The sequence below is a fragment of the Marinobacter sp. genome, assembly GCF_041595835.1.
Taxonomy (GTDB): domain Bacteria; phylum Pseudomonadota; class Gammaproteobacteria; order Pseudomonadales; family Oleiphilaceae; genus Marinobacter.
In genome coordinates this window covers 1-13,552 of record NZ_JBFHJO010000057.1, presented here as the reverse complement: position 1 = coordinate 13,552, position 13,552 = coordinate 1, and the positions used below count along the sequence as shown (strand labels likewise).

Below are 13,552 nucleotides of genomic sequence, written 5' to 3'. Positions count from 1 at the left end.
CGTATCAGTGCACCATCACCTGACAGAGCTTTCCGGAGAGCAAGAAAGTGTTTTTGAGTGTCTGGGCTGGCATGCCAGTGCTCAATCAGGACGTCCAGAATGCCGCCACACGGAAGGCTTATGCGGGGGTTGTCGGGTTCACTGGCTGCGCCATAGCGAATCCGGTTTAATCGTCCCTGAAACTCGCCTTCAGCAAGCCTCGCCAGAAAGTCTTCTTCAACACAACCTCCGGAGAGAGAGCCGCAATGCTCCCCATCGGCTTTTGCGATCAACCAGGAACCTGGTGCTCTGGGGGATGAACCAAAGGTGCTCAGTACAGTACACAGCCAGAAATCCTCGCCGGTGTTACACCAGTTGATGGCTTGGTTGACAACCTGAATATCCAGCGGTTGCATGTGTGTCTCCAGAAATTGGGGATGATAGTGTTAATACCGGAATTAAGCGGTGTTGCCAAATGCAGTTGGGCCAAAGCGTGAAGGATGTGTCATTGCGTGCTCAGTGCCTTGGTGTGTGACGATAGTCGCTGGGAGATGTACCCATGACTTTCTTGAACAGCCGGGAAAAATAATAGGCGTCATCGTAACCCAGCTGCCGGCTGATATCGGCAAAGGTCCGGCTGGTGCTGTCCAGCAATTCGCAGGCCCGCTCCACCTTCAGGTGTAGGAAATGTTGGATCGGTGCGGTGCCGGTTTGTTCCCGGTAACGGGTAGCGAAATGGGCCGGTGAAAGTCCGGAGAGTTCGGCCAGTTGGTTTAGTGTCAGGCGCTCTTCCAGATGTTCACGCATGTAGTTATGAATGGTGTCCAATTCGGCCTGCCGTGCCAGGCCGGTTTCGTTTGCGTTGATCGGTACCGCGGCCAGTAACTGGCGTAAGCGGTTGCTGGCGTGAATCAGGCCTTTCGTACGGAAACCGGTCTGGCGTACAGAAAGCAGTCCGTTGAAATCCACCAATAAACGGGGCTGCCGCCCAAGGTGACGAATGAGTGTGCCATGCCTGAAACCCATATATTGGTGAAACTCATTAGCCAGAGGCCCAGTGTAGTGCACCCAATGGATTGTCCATGGGTGGTCCGGGTCGGCAGTGTAGCGGTGACTGGCGCCGGCAGGCAGAAGCAACAGATCGCCGGAAGTTACTGTATAGGGAGCCCCCTCTACGTTTAAAAATGCTTTTCCCTCTGTGCAGTAGATCAAAAGATTATCACGGTGGTTTTCCCGGTGCATATGGTGGCCGAACGCCCTGCGGTAGTGGCCAAAAGCGGTCGGATACAGCTCTCTGGTCAGCGGGTGATTGGCCAGAAGCTGGACGATAGGTTCTGGAATAACGTATCGCACGCTGTCAGCAGGTACCGGCCATTGTGAGGTTTGTGCCGCGGGTTTCTTCGTTTTTGCTCTTGTCATCGAAAAATAATCCATCAGGAGCGAAATTTAGTCAATCACCAATCCGGCAGGTGCATGCTAGTCTGTGTAGCAATCATCGCCCGGGTGTGTGGATTCACAGACAGGCTCGGGCGTTCCGGATAACAACAAACACGGAACTCAATACCATGAAAAAAGTACCTCAGTTTATTGCCGGTGAATTTACTCAAAGCCAGACAAGGAACTGGATTGATGTAACCAACCCTGCTACCAACGAAGTGATCGCCCAGGTGCCCTGTGCCACAGCTGATGAAATGCGAATGGCCATCGACAACGCCAGTGAGGTGTTTAAGGTCTGGAAGGAAACTCCGGTTTCTGAGCGGGCTCGGGTGATGCTGCGCTATCAAGCGCTGCTGAAAGAGCATCATGATGAAATTGCTGAGATCCTGTCTCAGGAAACCGGTAAGACCTTTGACGACGCCAGGGGTGATGTCTGGCGAGGCATCGAAGTGGTTGAACATGCCGCCAACGTTGCATCTCTGATGATGGGGGAAACCGTTGAAAATGTCGCCCGCGAAGTAGACACCCACTCCTGGATTCAGCCACTGGGTGTTTGTGCCGGTATTACACCATTTAACTTTCCGGCCATGATTCCTCTTTGGATGTTCCCTATGGCCATTGTCTGCGGTAACACCTTTGTTCTGAAACCGTCTGAACAGGATCCTCTGACGCCGATGCGTCTGGCTGAGTTATTCGAAGAAGCCGGTGCTCCGAAGGGCGTTTTGCAGGTGGTGCACGGTGCCAAAGAGCAGGTGGATACCCTGCTGAACGATCCGGCTATCAAGGCTATTTCATTTGTTGGTTCTGTGCCGGTCGGTCGTTATATCTACGAAACCGGTACCCGTAACATGAAGCGTGTTCAAAGCTTTGCCGGAGCTAAGAATCACATGGTGATCATGCCGGATGCTGACAAACAGCAGGTTATCAACGCGCTGGTGGGAGCCTCTGTGGGTGCGGCTGGTCAGCGTTGTATGGCCATTTCTGTTGCGGTATTTGTGGGCGCGGCTCAGGAGTGGATTCCGGAACTGAAAGAGGCTATGGCGAAGGTTCGCCCCGGTGCCTGGAACGATGCTGGTGCCAGTTACGGTCCGGTGATCAGCGCCAAAGCGAAAGAACGTGTGGAGTCTTTGATTGCATCGGGAGAAGCTCAGGGGGCGAAGCTGTTACTGGATGGTCGCGGTTGCACGGTGGATGGCCTGCCAGATGGTCATTGGGTAGGGCCGACGTTGTTCACCGATGTGACTCCCGATATGGATATTTATAAAGAAGAAATTTTCGGGCCGGTCCTGAACTGTATGAATGCGAGTGATCTGGGTGAAGCCATAGAGCTGATCAACAACAGTCCCTATGGCAACGGCACGTCTATCTTCACTAACCATGGTGGTGCAGCCCGCCGGTTCCAGCATGAAATTGAGGTGGGTCAGGTGGGTGTGAATATTCCCATTCCGGTACCTCTGCCGTTCTTCTCCTTCACCGGCTGGAAGGGCTCATTCTATGGTGACCAGCATGCTTACGGCAAACAGGCCGTGCGTTTTTACACAGAAACCAAGACAGTAACGTCCCGTTGGTTTAACAGTGAAGCGACATCGTCTGAAGCCAACTTCTCCATCCAGCTCCGCTGAGCATCAGACAGGAAGGTGAATGATGGATTTTAACCTTAATGAAGATCAGCTGGCGTTTCGGGAAGCGGCCCGGGCTTTTGCTGAAAAATCTATGGCCCCATATGCGGGCCAGTGGGATGTGGATCACACCTTCCCGGTTGAGGTGATGAAAGAGGCCGGAGAAATGGGCTTTATGGGGATATACACCCCTGAAGCTCTTGGTGGCATGGGGTTGTCCCGGATGGATACCTCGGTGATTGTGGAAGAGCTGGCTGCTGCTTGTCCATCCACAGCTGCCTTCATCACCATTCACAACATGGCCACCTGGATGGTGGCCAGTTTTGCTTCCGACGAGCTCAGACAGAAATTTGTTCCCAGGATGGCCAGCGGTGAATGGCTGGCGTCATACTGCCTGACCGAACCGGGAGCTGGTTCTGATGCGGCAAGCCTGAGAACCAAAGCGGTTCGGGATGGCGACAGCTATGTCATTAATGGTAGCAAAATGTTTATCTCTGGTGCGGGTGCCACAGACGTTCTGGTTCTGATGGCTCGTACCGGGGAGTCAGACAGTGGTGCAAAAGGTATTTCCACCTTTGTCATTCCAGCTGATGCTGCAGGCATTTCCTACGGCAAAAATGAAGAGAAAATGGGATGGCACAGCCAGCCGACTCGTCTGGTTACATTGGAAGATGTGCGGATTCCTGTGGGCCATCGGGTGGGGGAGGAAGGCGATGGCTTTGCGATTGCCATGAAAGGTTTGGATGGCGGGCGTTTGAACATTGCAACCTGCTCTTTGGGTGGTGCTCAGGCCGCCTTGCTCAGAGCCCGGAATTACCTGCATGAACGGCAGCAATTTGGTAAGCCGCTGGCAGCATTCCAGGCACTGCAGTTCAAACTGGCCGATATGGCCACCCATCTGGTTGCTGCGCGGCAAATGGTTCGCTTGGGTGCGTTCAAGCTGGACAGCAATGATCCAGAAGCCACCTTGCACTGTGCCATGGCTAAGCGGTTTGCTACCGATGCCTGTTTTGATGTGGCTAACGAGGCGTTGCAGCTGCACGGCGGCTACGGTTACATCCGGGAATATCCTCTTGAACGTTATGTTAGAGATCTGCGGGTGCACCAGATTCTGGAAGGCACTAACGAAATTATGCGGATGATTATTGCTCGGCGGTTGCTGGAAGAAGGCGTGGCCGAGGCCATTCAGTAGCGGGCGAACCGAAAATAAAAGGATTCAAACATGAGTGATCTGATTCAACTCGAAAAACGAGACCACATTGCCATTCTGACCATCGCCAACCCCCCGGCTAACACCTGGACGGCCGACTCGCTGGAGGCTTTGACCAAAACCGTTCATGCACTGAATGCTGACCAGAATATTTACGCTTTGGTGATCACGGGGCAGGGCGAGAAATTCTTCTCAGCCGGTGCGGACCTGAAAATGTTTGCAGATGGTGACCGGGCTGTCGCCAATGAAATGGCGCAACGCTTTGGTGAAGCGTTTTCCGCCTTGACCGCCTTCCGGGGTGTGTCCATTGCCGCTATTAACGGCTATGCCATGGGCGGCGGTTTGGAATGTGCGCTGTCCTGCGATATTCGCATTGCCGAAGAACAGGCTCAGATGGCATTGCCGGAAGCCAGTGTTGGCCTGCTGCCTTGTGCTGGAGGTACCCAGAACCTGCCTTGGCTGGTAGGTGAAGGCTGGGCCAAACGAATGATCCTGTGTGGTGAGCGTGTAAAGGCTGATAAGGCTCTCCAGATTGGCTTGGTGGAGGAGGTTGTGCCTGCCGGACAGGCTTTGGAAAAAGCCCTGGAGTTGGCCGCAGGCGCATGCAGGCAAAGTCCATCTTCCATTGCCCGGTGCAAGCAGTTGGTGATGAGTGCCCGGAGTGGTCGGAGTCACGCCGATGGCTGGCGTATGGAGCGTGAGTTGTTTGTGGAATTGTTCCATACGGAAGACCAGAAGGAAGGCGTGAATGCGTTCCTCGAAAAGCGTAAACCGGACTGGAAAAACCATTAAACCGGGGCTGTTATGAGCGATCAACCAATCATATTTGAAGAGTGGAGTACCGCTGACGGTGGCCGGATTGCGGTGGCGAGGCTGAATAGCCCAAGGAACCTGAACTCCTTGTCCCTGGACATGATTCGCCTGCTCAGGCCACAACTGGAACGTTGGTCAGAAGATTCGGGTGTTTACGCTGTCTGGCTAGAGGCTGAGGGCGATAAAGCTTTTTGTGCGGGAGGCGACATTGTGTCTCTGTATCGCAGCATGACCGAGCCTGACGGATTGAGTGAAGGTGAGAGCTTCTTTCGTGAAGAGTATGAACTGGATTACCTGATTCATACCTTCCCCAAGCCCATTGTCTGTTGGGGTAATGGCATTGTGATGGGGGGCGGCATTGGTCTGATGGTGGGGGCTTCCCATCGGGTGGTGACGGAACATTCCAGGCTGGCCATGCCGGAAGTCAGCATTGGTTTGTATCCGGATATTGGTGCTGGCTGGTTCCTCAATCGTATGCCCATGCGTACGGGGTTGTTTCTAGGGTTGACGGGTGCCCGCATGAACGGCGCAGACGCGATGTTTGTGAACCTGGCTGACCGGTTCATCATCCATGGCCTGAAAGGGCAGGTAATTGATGCCCTTAAATCTGCACAGTGGCATGGCCGTGATCGTCACAGTGTGGTTAGCGGTGCACTTCGGACGTTTGAGCAACAAAGTGCGGATGCGCTGCCGGAGTCTCCGGTTCACACGCATCTGGATGCTATTCAGCAGGTCACCGATGCAGACGATGTAGAGCAGGCTGTGGACCAGATGAGAGAGCTTGGTACACGGGATGACTGGCTGGGCAAGGCTGTGAAAGGACTGGCCAACGCATCACCGACAGCACTGGCACTTACTTGGCGGCACTATCATCGTAGTCAGTTAGACAGTCTGAAAGAGGTTCTGGATAACGAATTAGTAATGTCGCAGAACTGTTTGAAGAAGGGGGAGTTTGCCGAAGGCATTCGCGCCTTGCTGATTGATAAGGATATGCAGCCACGCTGGCGTTTTGCCACGTTGGCGGAGATGGATGATCAGTGGATTGACGAATTTTTCAGCCCGACCGCCGGGTAAATACACTCGGCGCTCTGCAACAATAACAAGGAGAAGCAAGATGGCGAATATTACCTTTATCGGCCTCGGTAACATGGGGGCACCCATGGCCTCTAACCTCGTTAAGGCCGGGCACCAGGTTACTGTGTTCGATTTGTCAGAATCTGCAGTTGCAGCTCTGGTTGCTGAAGGGGCAAATAGCGCTGAAAGCAGCAAAGCTGCCGCGGCAGGTGCTGAGTGTGTGATCACTATGCTGCCGGCTGGCAAACATGTTGAAGCGGTTTATCTGGGTGACGATGGTCTGTTGTCAGAGCTACCTGAGGGCACTTTGGTGATTGATTCTTCCACCATTGCGCCGGAAACCGCATGCAATGTAGCTGAGGCGGCTGCAGCCAACGGTCTGGCATTTATTGATGCTCCAGTGTCTGGTGGCGTGGGGGGCGCGAAAGCCGGCACGCTGACATTTATATGCGGAGGCGATGAAAGCACTTTCAATAAAGCCAAACCTATTCTGGAGGCTATGGGTAAGAACATCTTCCACGCGGGGTCTTTCGGAGCAGGGCAGGTAGCTAAAATCTGCAACAACATGCTGTTGGCGATTCTGATGGCGGGCACCAGCGAAGCTTTGGCTTTAGGCGCCCAAAATGGCCTGGACCCTGCCGTATTGTCGGAAATTATGAAGCAGAGTTCTGGCGGTAACTGGGCTCTGAATGTCTACAACCCCTGGCCTGGGGTGATGGAAGGCGTGCCTGCCTCCCGGGATTATCAGGGCGGTTTCCTGGTGAACCTGATGACGAAGGATCTGGGGCTGGCGTTTGATAACGCTGTGACGAATCAGGCTTCCATTCCTATGGGGTCTCTGGCACGTAATCTGTTCCAGTTGCATGCGGGCCAGGGCAACGGAGAGCTGGATTTTTCCAGTATCCTTAAACTCTACAAGCCGGATTAACCGGCAATCTTTTCTAACTTGTCAGCCAAAGCTTCGGCTATTGCCCGGTAACCTTTATCGCTGGGGTGGTAGCCGTCTTTGGCCAACATCTCAACGTCAGTCATGGTCGGATAACTCCAATAGCGAAAGTCTTCCGGTAACTCGTCCGCCAATTGACGAAATAGCCTGTCCAACTGCTTTGCCCTCCACCCCATGATATTGCGCAGTGGTGCCGGTAAAGCAGTAAACAGGTGCATCGGAGGAACGCTCAACAAGCCGATTGAATTCGGGTAACGGGGTGCGAGTAACGCCCGCAGTTCATGTAATTGTTGTCTGAATTTGGCTCTGCCAGTGAACCCTGTTGTGTCATTGACGCCCATGCTGAGCAGCACCACATCGGCTTCTGGTAAATCGGCATTTGCCAATTCCTTGTTCAGGTTACCCAGGCGGATGCCATTCACGCCAAAGGTATACCAGGCTATAGGTTGCCCTGTGCGTTCATGCAGCTGAAGAGCAAGCTGGCTGGCCAGCCCCTGGTCGTGGGTGCTTACGCCCACGCCCGCAGCGGTAGACTCTCCAAGTATCAGAATACGGAGTGTGGGTTTCTCTTCGCCATACTGTCCGCCGGGATTTCCCTGAGCTTCAGGCAGGCGTGGTGTATTGCGACGTGCGCGCTTGCCTTGGTACAGGAGTATGGGGAAAAGGGCGGCTGTGGTTAACCAGAAGGGTATGTGCATGGGGTATTTCAGTTGTTGGTGTTAAAGGTCGGTGGTTATTGTCTCCTGAGCCGGGGAAATTTTCTATAGGCACCCTCGCCCCCTGAGAGCCAGCCCTGTTTTGGAGCCGTTGTGGCGTTTTAGTTGCTGACAAATCCAGTGGCCCGTTGCTACGAGTTTGTTAAGGTCTATACCTGATTCAATGCCCAGGCCATTCAGCAAATACACCACGTCTTCGGTGGCCACGTTCCCTGACGCCCCTTTGGCGTAGGGGCAACCGCCCAGCCCCGCGACGGATGCATCAATAACCGCCAAGCCTTCTTCCATCACTGCATATAAATTGGCGAGGGCCTGACCGTAGGTATCGTGGAAATGGGCCGCCAGATGTTCAACCGGTATGTCTTTTGTGACGGCTTCCAGCATGCGTTTGGCCTTGAGTGGGGTGCCCACGCCGATGGTGTCGCCCAGGGAAATTTCGTAGCAGCCCATGTCGTAAAGTGTTTTAGCCACGGTCGCTACTTTTTCAGGAGCTATGTCACCTTCGTAAGGGCAGCCCATAACCGTAGACACATAGCCCCGAACGGAAACGCCGTGTTGTCGGGCGTGCTCGATAACGGGCATAAAGCGTTTAAGGCTTTCTGCGATGCTGCAGTTGATGTTTTTTTGAGTGAAAGATTCTGAGGCGGCACCGAATACTGCAACTTCATTGGCCCCAGCCGCCAGTGCTCGCTCTAATCCTTTGATGTTTGGGGTCAGAGCGGAGTATCGTACGCCGGCTTTGCGTTTGATACTGGCCATTACCTCGGCCGCATCAGCCATCTGTGGAACCCATTTCGGGGACACAAAGCTGGCAGCTTCTATGTGGGTGAGTCCGCAATCCGCTAACCGCTCGATCAGTCCGGTTTTGACCTCAGTAGCGATGACATCGCCCGGCTCATTCTGGAGCCCGTCCCTGGGGCTCATTTCAACCAGTCGGACCTGTTTGGGGAAAACCATCAGGTCGCCTCCTGCTCTGTTGATCTTGGTTCGATCGCAATCAGCTCGTCGCCTTCGGAAACCTGATCCCCTTCGGCAAAGAAGATATCGGTCACTACACCTTCGCCTGGGGCTTTAATTGCGTGCTCCATCTTCATTGCTTCCATAATGACCAGCGGCTGGCCAGTGGTCACCTGCTCACCCACCTTAGCTTGTACCGCGACGATAGCGCCGTTCATTGGGGCGGCAAGGCTGCCTTCTCCAGTCATGTCTTCCCGCTCATAGTTTTCTTTATGCACGCTGCAAGTGAAGGTGTCGCCTTCGTAGAAGAGCACGAGCTGGTTGTTATGCAGGTTGCCGTAGATGTTGATACGGTGACCGTCGATCACGGCTTGCATGGTATCGGCATTCAGGCGGGTGGTCAGGCTGTAGATTTTGTTGGCTACGGTGACCTGATATCCGCTGTCTTTTAGCAGAAGATTCAGGTCATAAACTTCTTCGCCGACCTGCAGTTTCAGCGGCTCAGTGTATTCTGAGTTCATGCGCCAGTTGTTCGGGTATCCGAAGGGCGACCACGGGTCGGTGCTGATCGTTTCCCGGGATTTACGTTCTTCCATGACGAAACCGGCCGCCAGTACCAAAGCTCTGTGAGTATCCAGTCGGGCTTTCGGGAACAGGCGTTCCCGGTGGTCATCAATAAATCCGGTGGTCAGCTCTGCATTCCTGAATGGTTGTGAGTCAGCCAGAGCATGCAGGAAGCGGATGTTGGTTTTTACGCCCGCAATACGGTAATGCTCCAGAGCTTGCACCATGCGATTGATGGCTTGCTCCCGGGTTTCATCCCATACGATAAGCTTGGCTATCATCGGGTCGTAGTGAATGCTGATGTCGTCGCCTTTGGTGACGCCTGTGTCGACACGCACATGGGCATTTTCCTCGGGCGAACAGAGGTAGTGAAGGTGGCCGGTGGCGGGCAGGAACTCATGATCAGGGTCTTCCGCGTAAACCCGGGCTTCCAGTGCATGCCCCCGGATTTTTACCTGAGATTGTTTCAGCGGCAGAGCTTCGCCCCAGGCGACTTTCAACTGCCATTCCACCAGGTCCTGGCCGGTGACCATTTCGGTGACCGGGTGTTCTACCTGCAGGCGGGTATTCATTTCCATGAAGAAAAAAGATCCGTCCACGTCGTACAGGAACTCGACGGTACCAGCGCCTGCATAATGAATGGCTTGAGCAGCTTTTACTGCGGCTTCGCCCATGGCTTTCCGGGTGTCTTCGCTTAGCCCCGGCGCAGGAGCTTCTTCCATGATTTTCTGGTGGCGGCGCTGAACCGAACAGTCCCGCTCTGCCAGATAGATGCCATTGCCGGACTGATCGCAGAACACCTGGATTTCCACATGGCGGGGCTGGGTCAGGTAGCGTTCGATGAGCATGTCTGGATTGCCAAAGGCATTGTGGGCTTCCCGCTGGGCAGCGGCCAGTGCATCGTCAAATTCTTCCATCCGTTCCACCACCCGCATGCCCTTGCCGCCGCCACCGGCGACCGCTTTCAGCAGCAGGGGAAAACCGCATTTTTCCGCTTCCGCACGCAAGACTTCCGGAGACTGGTCTGCACCGTGGTAGCCGGGAACCAGGGGAACACCGGCTTTTTCCATAATGGATTTGGCTGCGGACTTCGAACCCATGGCGGCAATGGCGGAGGAAGGCGGGCCGATAAACACCAGATTGTTGGCTTCACAGGCTTCGGCAAAACCGGTGTTCTCGGACAGGAATCCATAGCCCGGGTGAATGGCCTGGGCGCCACTGATCTTGGCCACTTCGATGATCTTGTCCGCCCGCAGGTAGCTTTCGGAGCTGGGGGCTGGGCCTATGTTGAAGGCTTCGTCAGCGAGGCTCACGTGCCGGGCGTTGACGTCGGCGTCTGAGTAAACTGCCACGCAACGGATGCCCATGCGGTGGGCGGTCCGGATGATCCGGCAGGCAATTTCGCCACGGTTGGCTATCAGAATTTTACTGAACATGTTACTTGCTCTCCGGAGTCCAGTTGGCGTGCCGCTTGTCCAGAAAGGCATTCAGTCCTTCCTGGCCTTCTTCACTCACTCGGATGCTGGCAATGCGTTGGGCGGTGTCTTCAATAATGTCGGCAGTTATGGGCTTTTGGCTGACGGCAAAGACCAGGTCTTTCGCTGCTTTCATAGCCTCAGGCCCGTTGTGGGCAAGCTGTACCAGCAGTTCTTCGCAGCGTTGCTGCATAGACACTACGTCTTCACAGATCTCATGCACCAGCCCGAAGCGTTCAGCTTGCTGGGCATTGAAGACTTCGGCTGTGATGAAGTAACGTCGAGCCTGGCGTTCACCAATTGCCCGAACCACATAGGGGCTGATCGCTGCGGGAATCAGGCCGAGTTTTACTTCGCTCAGACAGAAGCTGGATGTCGCTGTGGCAAGTACAATGTCGCAGCAGGCCGCTAATCCAACAGCACCGCCAAAGGCTGCACCCTGTACCAATCCGATGACGGGCTTGGACAGGTGGTTCAGCATGTTCATTAATCGTGCGAGTTGCCGTGAGTCATTCAGGTTTTCCTGATGGCTGTTGTCGGCCATGCGTCGCATCCAGCTCAGGTCAGCACCGGCTGAGAAGTGCTTGCCTTCAGAGCGCAGTACGACGACGCTTGTTCCTTTATCGGCATCCAGTGTTTCCAGAGCAGCGATGAGTTGCTGAATGATGACATCGTCAAAAGCGTTGCGCTTATCGGGGCGGTTTAGTACCACCTCGGATACGCCTCCCGGACGGCGGTTGATCAGGACGGCGGATTCGTTGTTTGTCATATCAGTTTCCATGATCACATCCGGAACACGCCGAAGCGTGTTGGCCTGGCTGGTCGGTTGAGGGTGGCAGACAAGCTAAGGGCAACCACCTGGCGGGTTTGTGCCGGGTCGATCACGCCATCATCCCAGAGTCGTGCGCTAGCATAGTAAGGGTGGCCCTGGCGTTCGTAAGTGTCGATGATGGGCTGCTTGAAGGCGGCTTCGTCTTCAGTACTCCAGTCCTGACCTTTGCGTTCCATACCTTCACGTCTGACGGTAGCCAGTACGCCGGCAGCCTGTTCTCCGCCCATCACGGAGATACGAGCGTTGGGCCACATCCAGAGGAAGTCGGGGCTGTAGGCGCGGCCGCACATGCCGTAATTTCCAGCCCCGAAGCTGCCGCCAATCAGTACAGTGATTTTGGGCACGTTGGCGCAGGCCACGGCCATGACCATTTTCGCGCCGTGTTTGGCGATGCCTTCCGCTTCGTATTTCTGGCCAACCATGAAGCCGGTAATGTTCTGCAGAAATAGCAAGGGAATGTTGCGCTGGCAGCACAGTTCAATAAAGTGCGCACCCTTCTGGGCGGACTCGCTGAAAAGAATGCCGTTGTTGGCGATGATGCCGACCGGGTAGCCGTGGATATGAGCGAAGCCGGTGACCAGTGTCTGGCCGTAGTAACGTTTGAATTCGTCGAATTCGGAGCCGTCTACAATTCGGGCGATGACATCCCTGACATCGAATTGTTTGCGCAGGTCGGTGCCGACGATACCGTAGATGTCGTCAGGGTCGTACAGTGGTGCTTTGGGCTCGCGAATTTGTACATCAACCGGTTTTCGGCGGTTCAGGTTAGAGATGCAGCGCCTGGCGATTTCCAGTGCATGGGCGTCGGTTTCTGCGTAGTGGTCGGCAACGCCAGAGATTTTGCAGTGGACGTCAGCGCCGCCCAGGTCTTCGGCGCTGACGATTTCACCTGTGGCGGCTTTAACCAGCGGAGGGCCTGCGAGGAATATAGTGCCTTGTTCCCTTACGATGATGGATTCGTCTGCCATGGCGGGTACGTAGGCACCGCCGGCGGTGCACAAGCCCATAACAACAGCAATCTGGGGGATGTCATCGGCAGACATGCGGGCCTGGTTGTAGAAAATGCGGCCGAAGTGGTCTCTGTCCGGGAAGACTTCATCTTGCCGTGGCAGATTGGCACCGCCGGAGTCCACGAGGTAGATACAGGGCAGGCGGTTTGCCAGTGCGATTTCCTGGGCCCGCAGGTGTTTCTTCACGGTCAGGGGGTAGTAGCTGCCGCCTTTTACGGTGGCGTCGTTGGCGATGATCATGCATTCGATGCCGGAAACACGGCCTATGCCTGCGATGACGCCAGCAGCGGGAACTTCTTCGTCGTAGACGTTGTAGGCAGCGAGTTGACCGATTTCCAGGAATGGAGAGCCTTCGTCGAGCAGGGTGTTGATGCGTTCCCGCGGCAGCAGTTTGCCTCGGGCAATATGGCGTTCCTGGTAGTCGGGGCCGCCGCCGTGGCAGATCTTGTCGACTTTTTCCCGCAGGTCGGCAACCGCTTCGGCCATGGCGGTGTAGTTGGCCTGGAATTCGTCCGATCTGGGGTTAATCTTGCTCTGGAGTACTGTCATTTGTTCTGGTCCCTTGCTTGGGGGCGCGGGTCTGGAGGGGTGTCTTTCCGGAAAACGCTACAAGCACCCCTTGCGGGGTCCGGCCAGCAATCGTAGATTGCTGTCGTTCGGCTGCGCATGAAGCTCCGCTTCATAAACGCTTGCCTCACCCATGTGCGCTTCTCTCCGGCCATCCATGGCCTTCGAGATTTCCGGCAAGACACCCCTCCAGCCCCTTGTCGTTCATTGGGAGCGGATTTTTGCGCCTCTACTTGTTCAGGAACAGTTCCCGGCCAATCAGCATCCGGCGGATTTCTGAGGTTCCGGCTCCGATTTCATAGAGCTTGGCGTCCCGCAGCAGGCGACCTGTGGGGTATTCGTTGATATAGCCG

At 55.0% G+C, this 13,552-nt stretch carries 13 protein-coding genes; 5 read left to right on the top strand and 8 right to left on the bottom strand.

Annotated elements, in window-relative coordinates; genetic code table 11:
* The coding region (locus ABYA77_RS13385) for an XdhC family protein (protein WP_372966473.1) at positions 1 to 395 on the bottom strand (395 nt) is incomplete at its 3' end.
* A 100-nt stretch (positions 396 to 495) separates the two neighbouring features.
* Positions 496 to 1,398 carry an AraC family transcriptional regulator gene (locus ABYA77_RS13380; RefSeq protein ID WP_372966472.1) on the bottom strand — a complete coding sequence of 301 codons (903 nt, stop codon included), beginning with the start codon at positions 1,396 to 1,398 and terminating at the stop codon, positions 496 to 498.
* A 146-nt stretch (positions 1,399 to 1,544) separates the two neighbouring features.
* Between ABYA77_RS13380 and ABYA77_RS13375 the strand changes: the two genes are divergently transcribed.
* Genes ABYA77_RS13375 through mmsB form a run of 5 tightly spaced genes read left to right on the top strand, consistent with a single transcriptional unit; the run spans position 1,545 to position 7,060 of the window.
* Positions 1,545 to 3,038 (top strand): CoA-acylating methylmalonate-semialdehyde dehydrogenase, encoded by a 1,494-nt coding sequence (locus ABYA77_RS13375; protein ID WP_372966471.1) that lies wholly within the window; start codon positions 1,545 to 1,547, stop codon positions 3,036 to 3,038.
* Between the two features lie 22 nt (positions 3,039 to 3,060).
* Complete coding sequence (locus tag ABYA77_RS13370; RefSeq protein ID WP_372966475.1) at positions 3,061 to 4,227, top strand: acyl-CoA dehydrogenase family protein; 1,167 nt, start codon at positions 3,061 to 3,063, stop codon at positions 4,225 to 4,227.
* A gap of 30 nt (positions 4,228 to 4,257) precedes the next feature.
* Entirely contained in the window at positions 4,258 to 5,037 is a 780-nt protein-coding gene (locus ABYA77_RS13365) for an enoyl-CoA hydratase (protein WP_372966470.1), read from the top strand.
* A gap of 12 nt (positions 5,038 to 5,049) precedes the next feature.
* Positions 5,050 to 6,132, top strand: a complete 1,083-nt coding sequence (locus ABYA77_RS13360) for an enoyl-CoA hydratase/isomerase family protein (protein WP_372966469.1) — start codon at positions 5,050 to 5,052, stop codon at positions 6,130 to 6,132.
* A gap of 40 nt (positions 6,133 to 6,172) precedes the next feature.
* Positions 6,173 to 7,060, top strand: coding sequence for a 3-hydroxyisobutyrate dehydrogenase (gene mmsB, locus ABYA77_RS13355; RefSeq protein ID WP_372966468.1), 888 nt, complete (start codon positions 6,173 to 6,175; stop codon positions 7,058 to 7,060).
* Here mmsB and ABYA77_RS13350 read toward each other — a convergent pair.
* From ABYA77_RS13350 to ABYA77_RS13325, 6 genes are all read right to left on the bottom strand, one after another.
* Positions 7,057 to 7,776 (bottom strand): SGNH/GDSL hydrolase family protein, encoded by a 720-nt coding sequence (locus ABYA77_RS13350; protein ID WP_372966467.1) that lies wholly within the window; start codon positions 7,774 to 7,776, stop codon positions 7,057 to 7,059. The genes mmsB and ABYA77_RS13350 overlap by 4 nt on opposite strands.
* 63 nt (positions 7,777 to 7,839) lie before the next feature.
* On the bottom strand, positions 7,840 to 8,751 hold the full coding sequence (locus ABYA77_RS13345) for a hydroxymethylglutaryl-CoA lyase (RefSeq protein ID WP_372966466.1): 912 nt from the start codon (positions 8,749 to 8,751) through the stop codon (positions 7,840 to 7,842).
* The gene (locus ABYA77_RS13340; protein WP_372966465.1) at positions 8,751 to 10,751 is read right to left on the bottom strand and encodes an acetyl-CoA carboxylase biotin carboxylase subunit; all 2,001 of its coding nucleotides are present in this window, start codon (positions 10,749 to 10,751) and stop codon (positions 8,751 to 8,753) included. Before ABYA77_RS13340 ends, ABYA77_RS13345 begins: the two co-directional genes overlap by 1 nt.
* Position 10,752: 1 nt before the next feature.
* Entirely contained in the window at positions 10,753 to 11,559 is an 807-nt protein-coding gene (locus ABYA77_RS13335; RefSeq protein ID WP_372966464.1) for an enoyl-CoA hydratase-related protein, read from the bottom strand.
* Positions 11,560 to 11,573: 14 nt separating this feature from the next.
* Entirely contained in the window at positions 11,574 to 13,181 is a 1,608-nt protein-coding gene (locus ABYA77_RS13330; RefSeq protein ID WP_372966463.1) for a carboxyl transferase domain-containing protein, read from the bottom strand.
* Positions 13,182 to 13,428: 247 nt separating this feature from the next.
* Positions 13,429 to 13,552: acyl-CoA dehydrogenase family protein (locus ABYA77_RS13325; RefSeq protein ID WP_372966474.1), on the bottom strand; the 124-nt coding region annotated here is incomplete at its 5' end.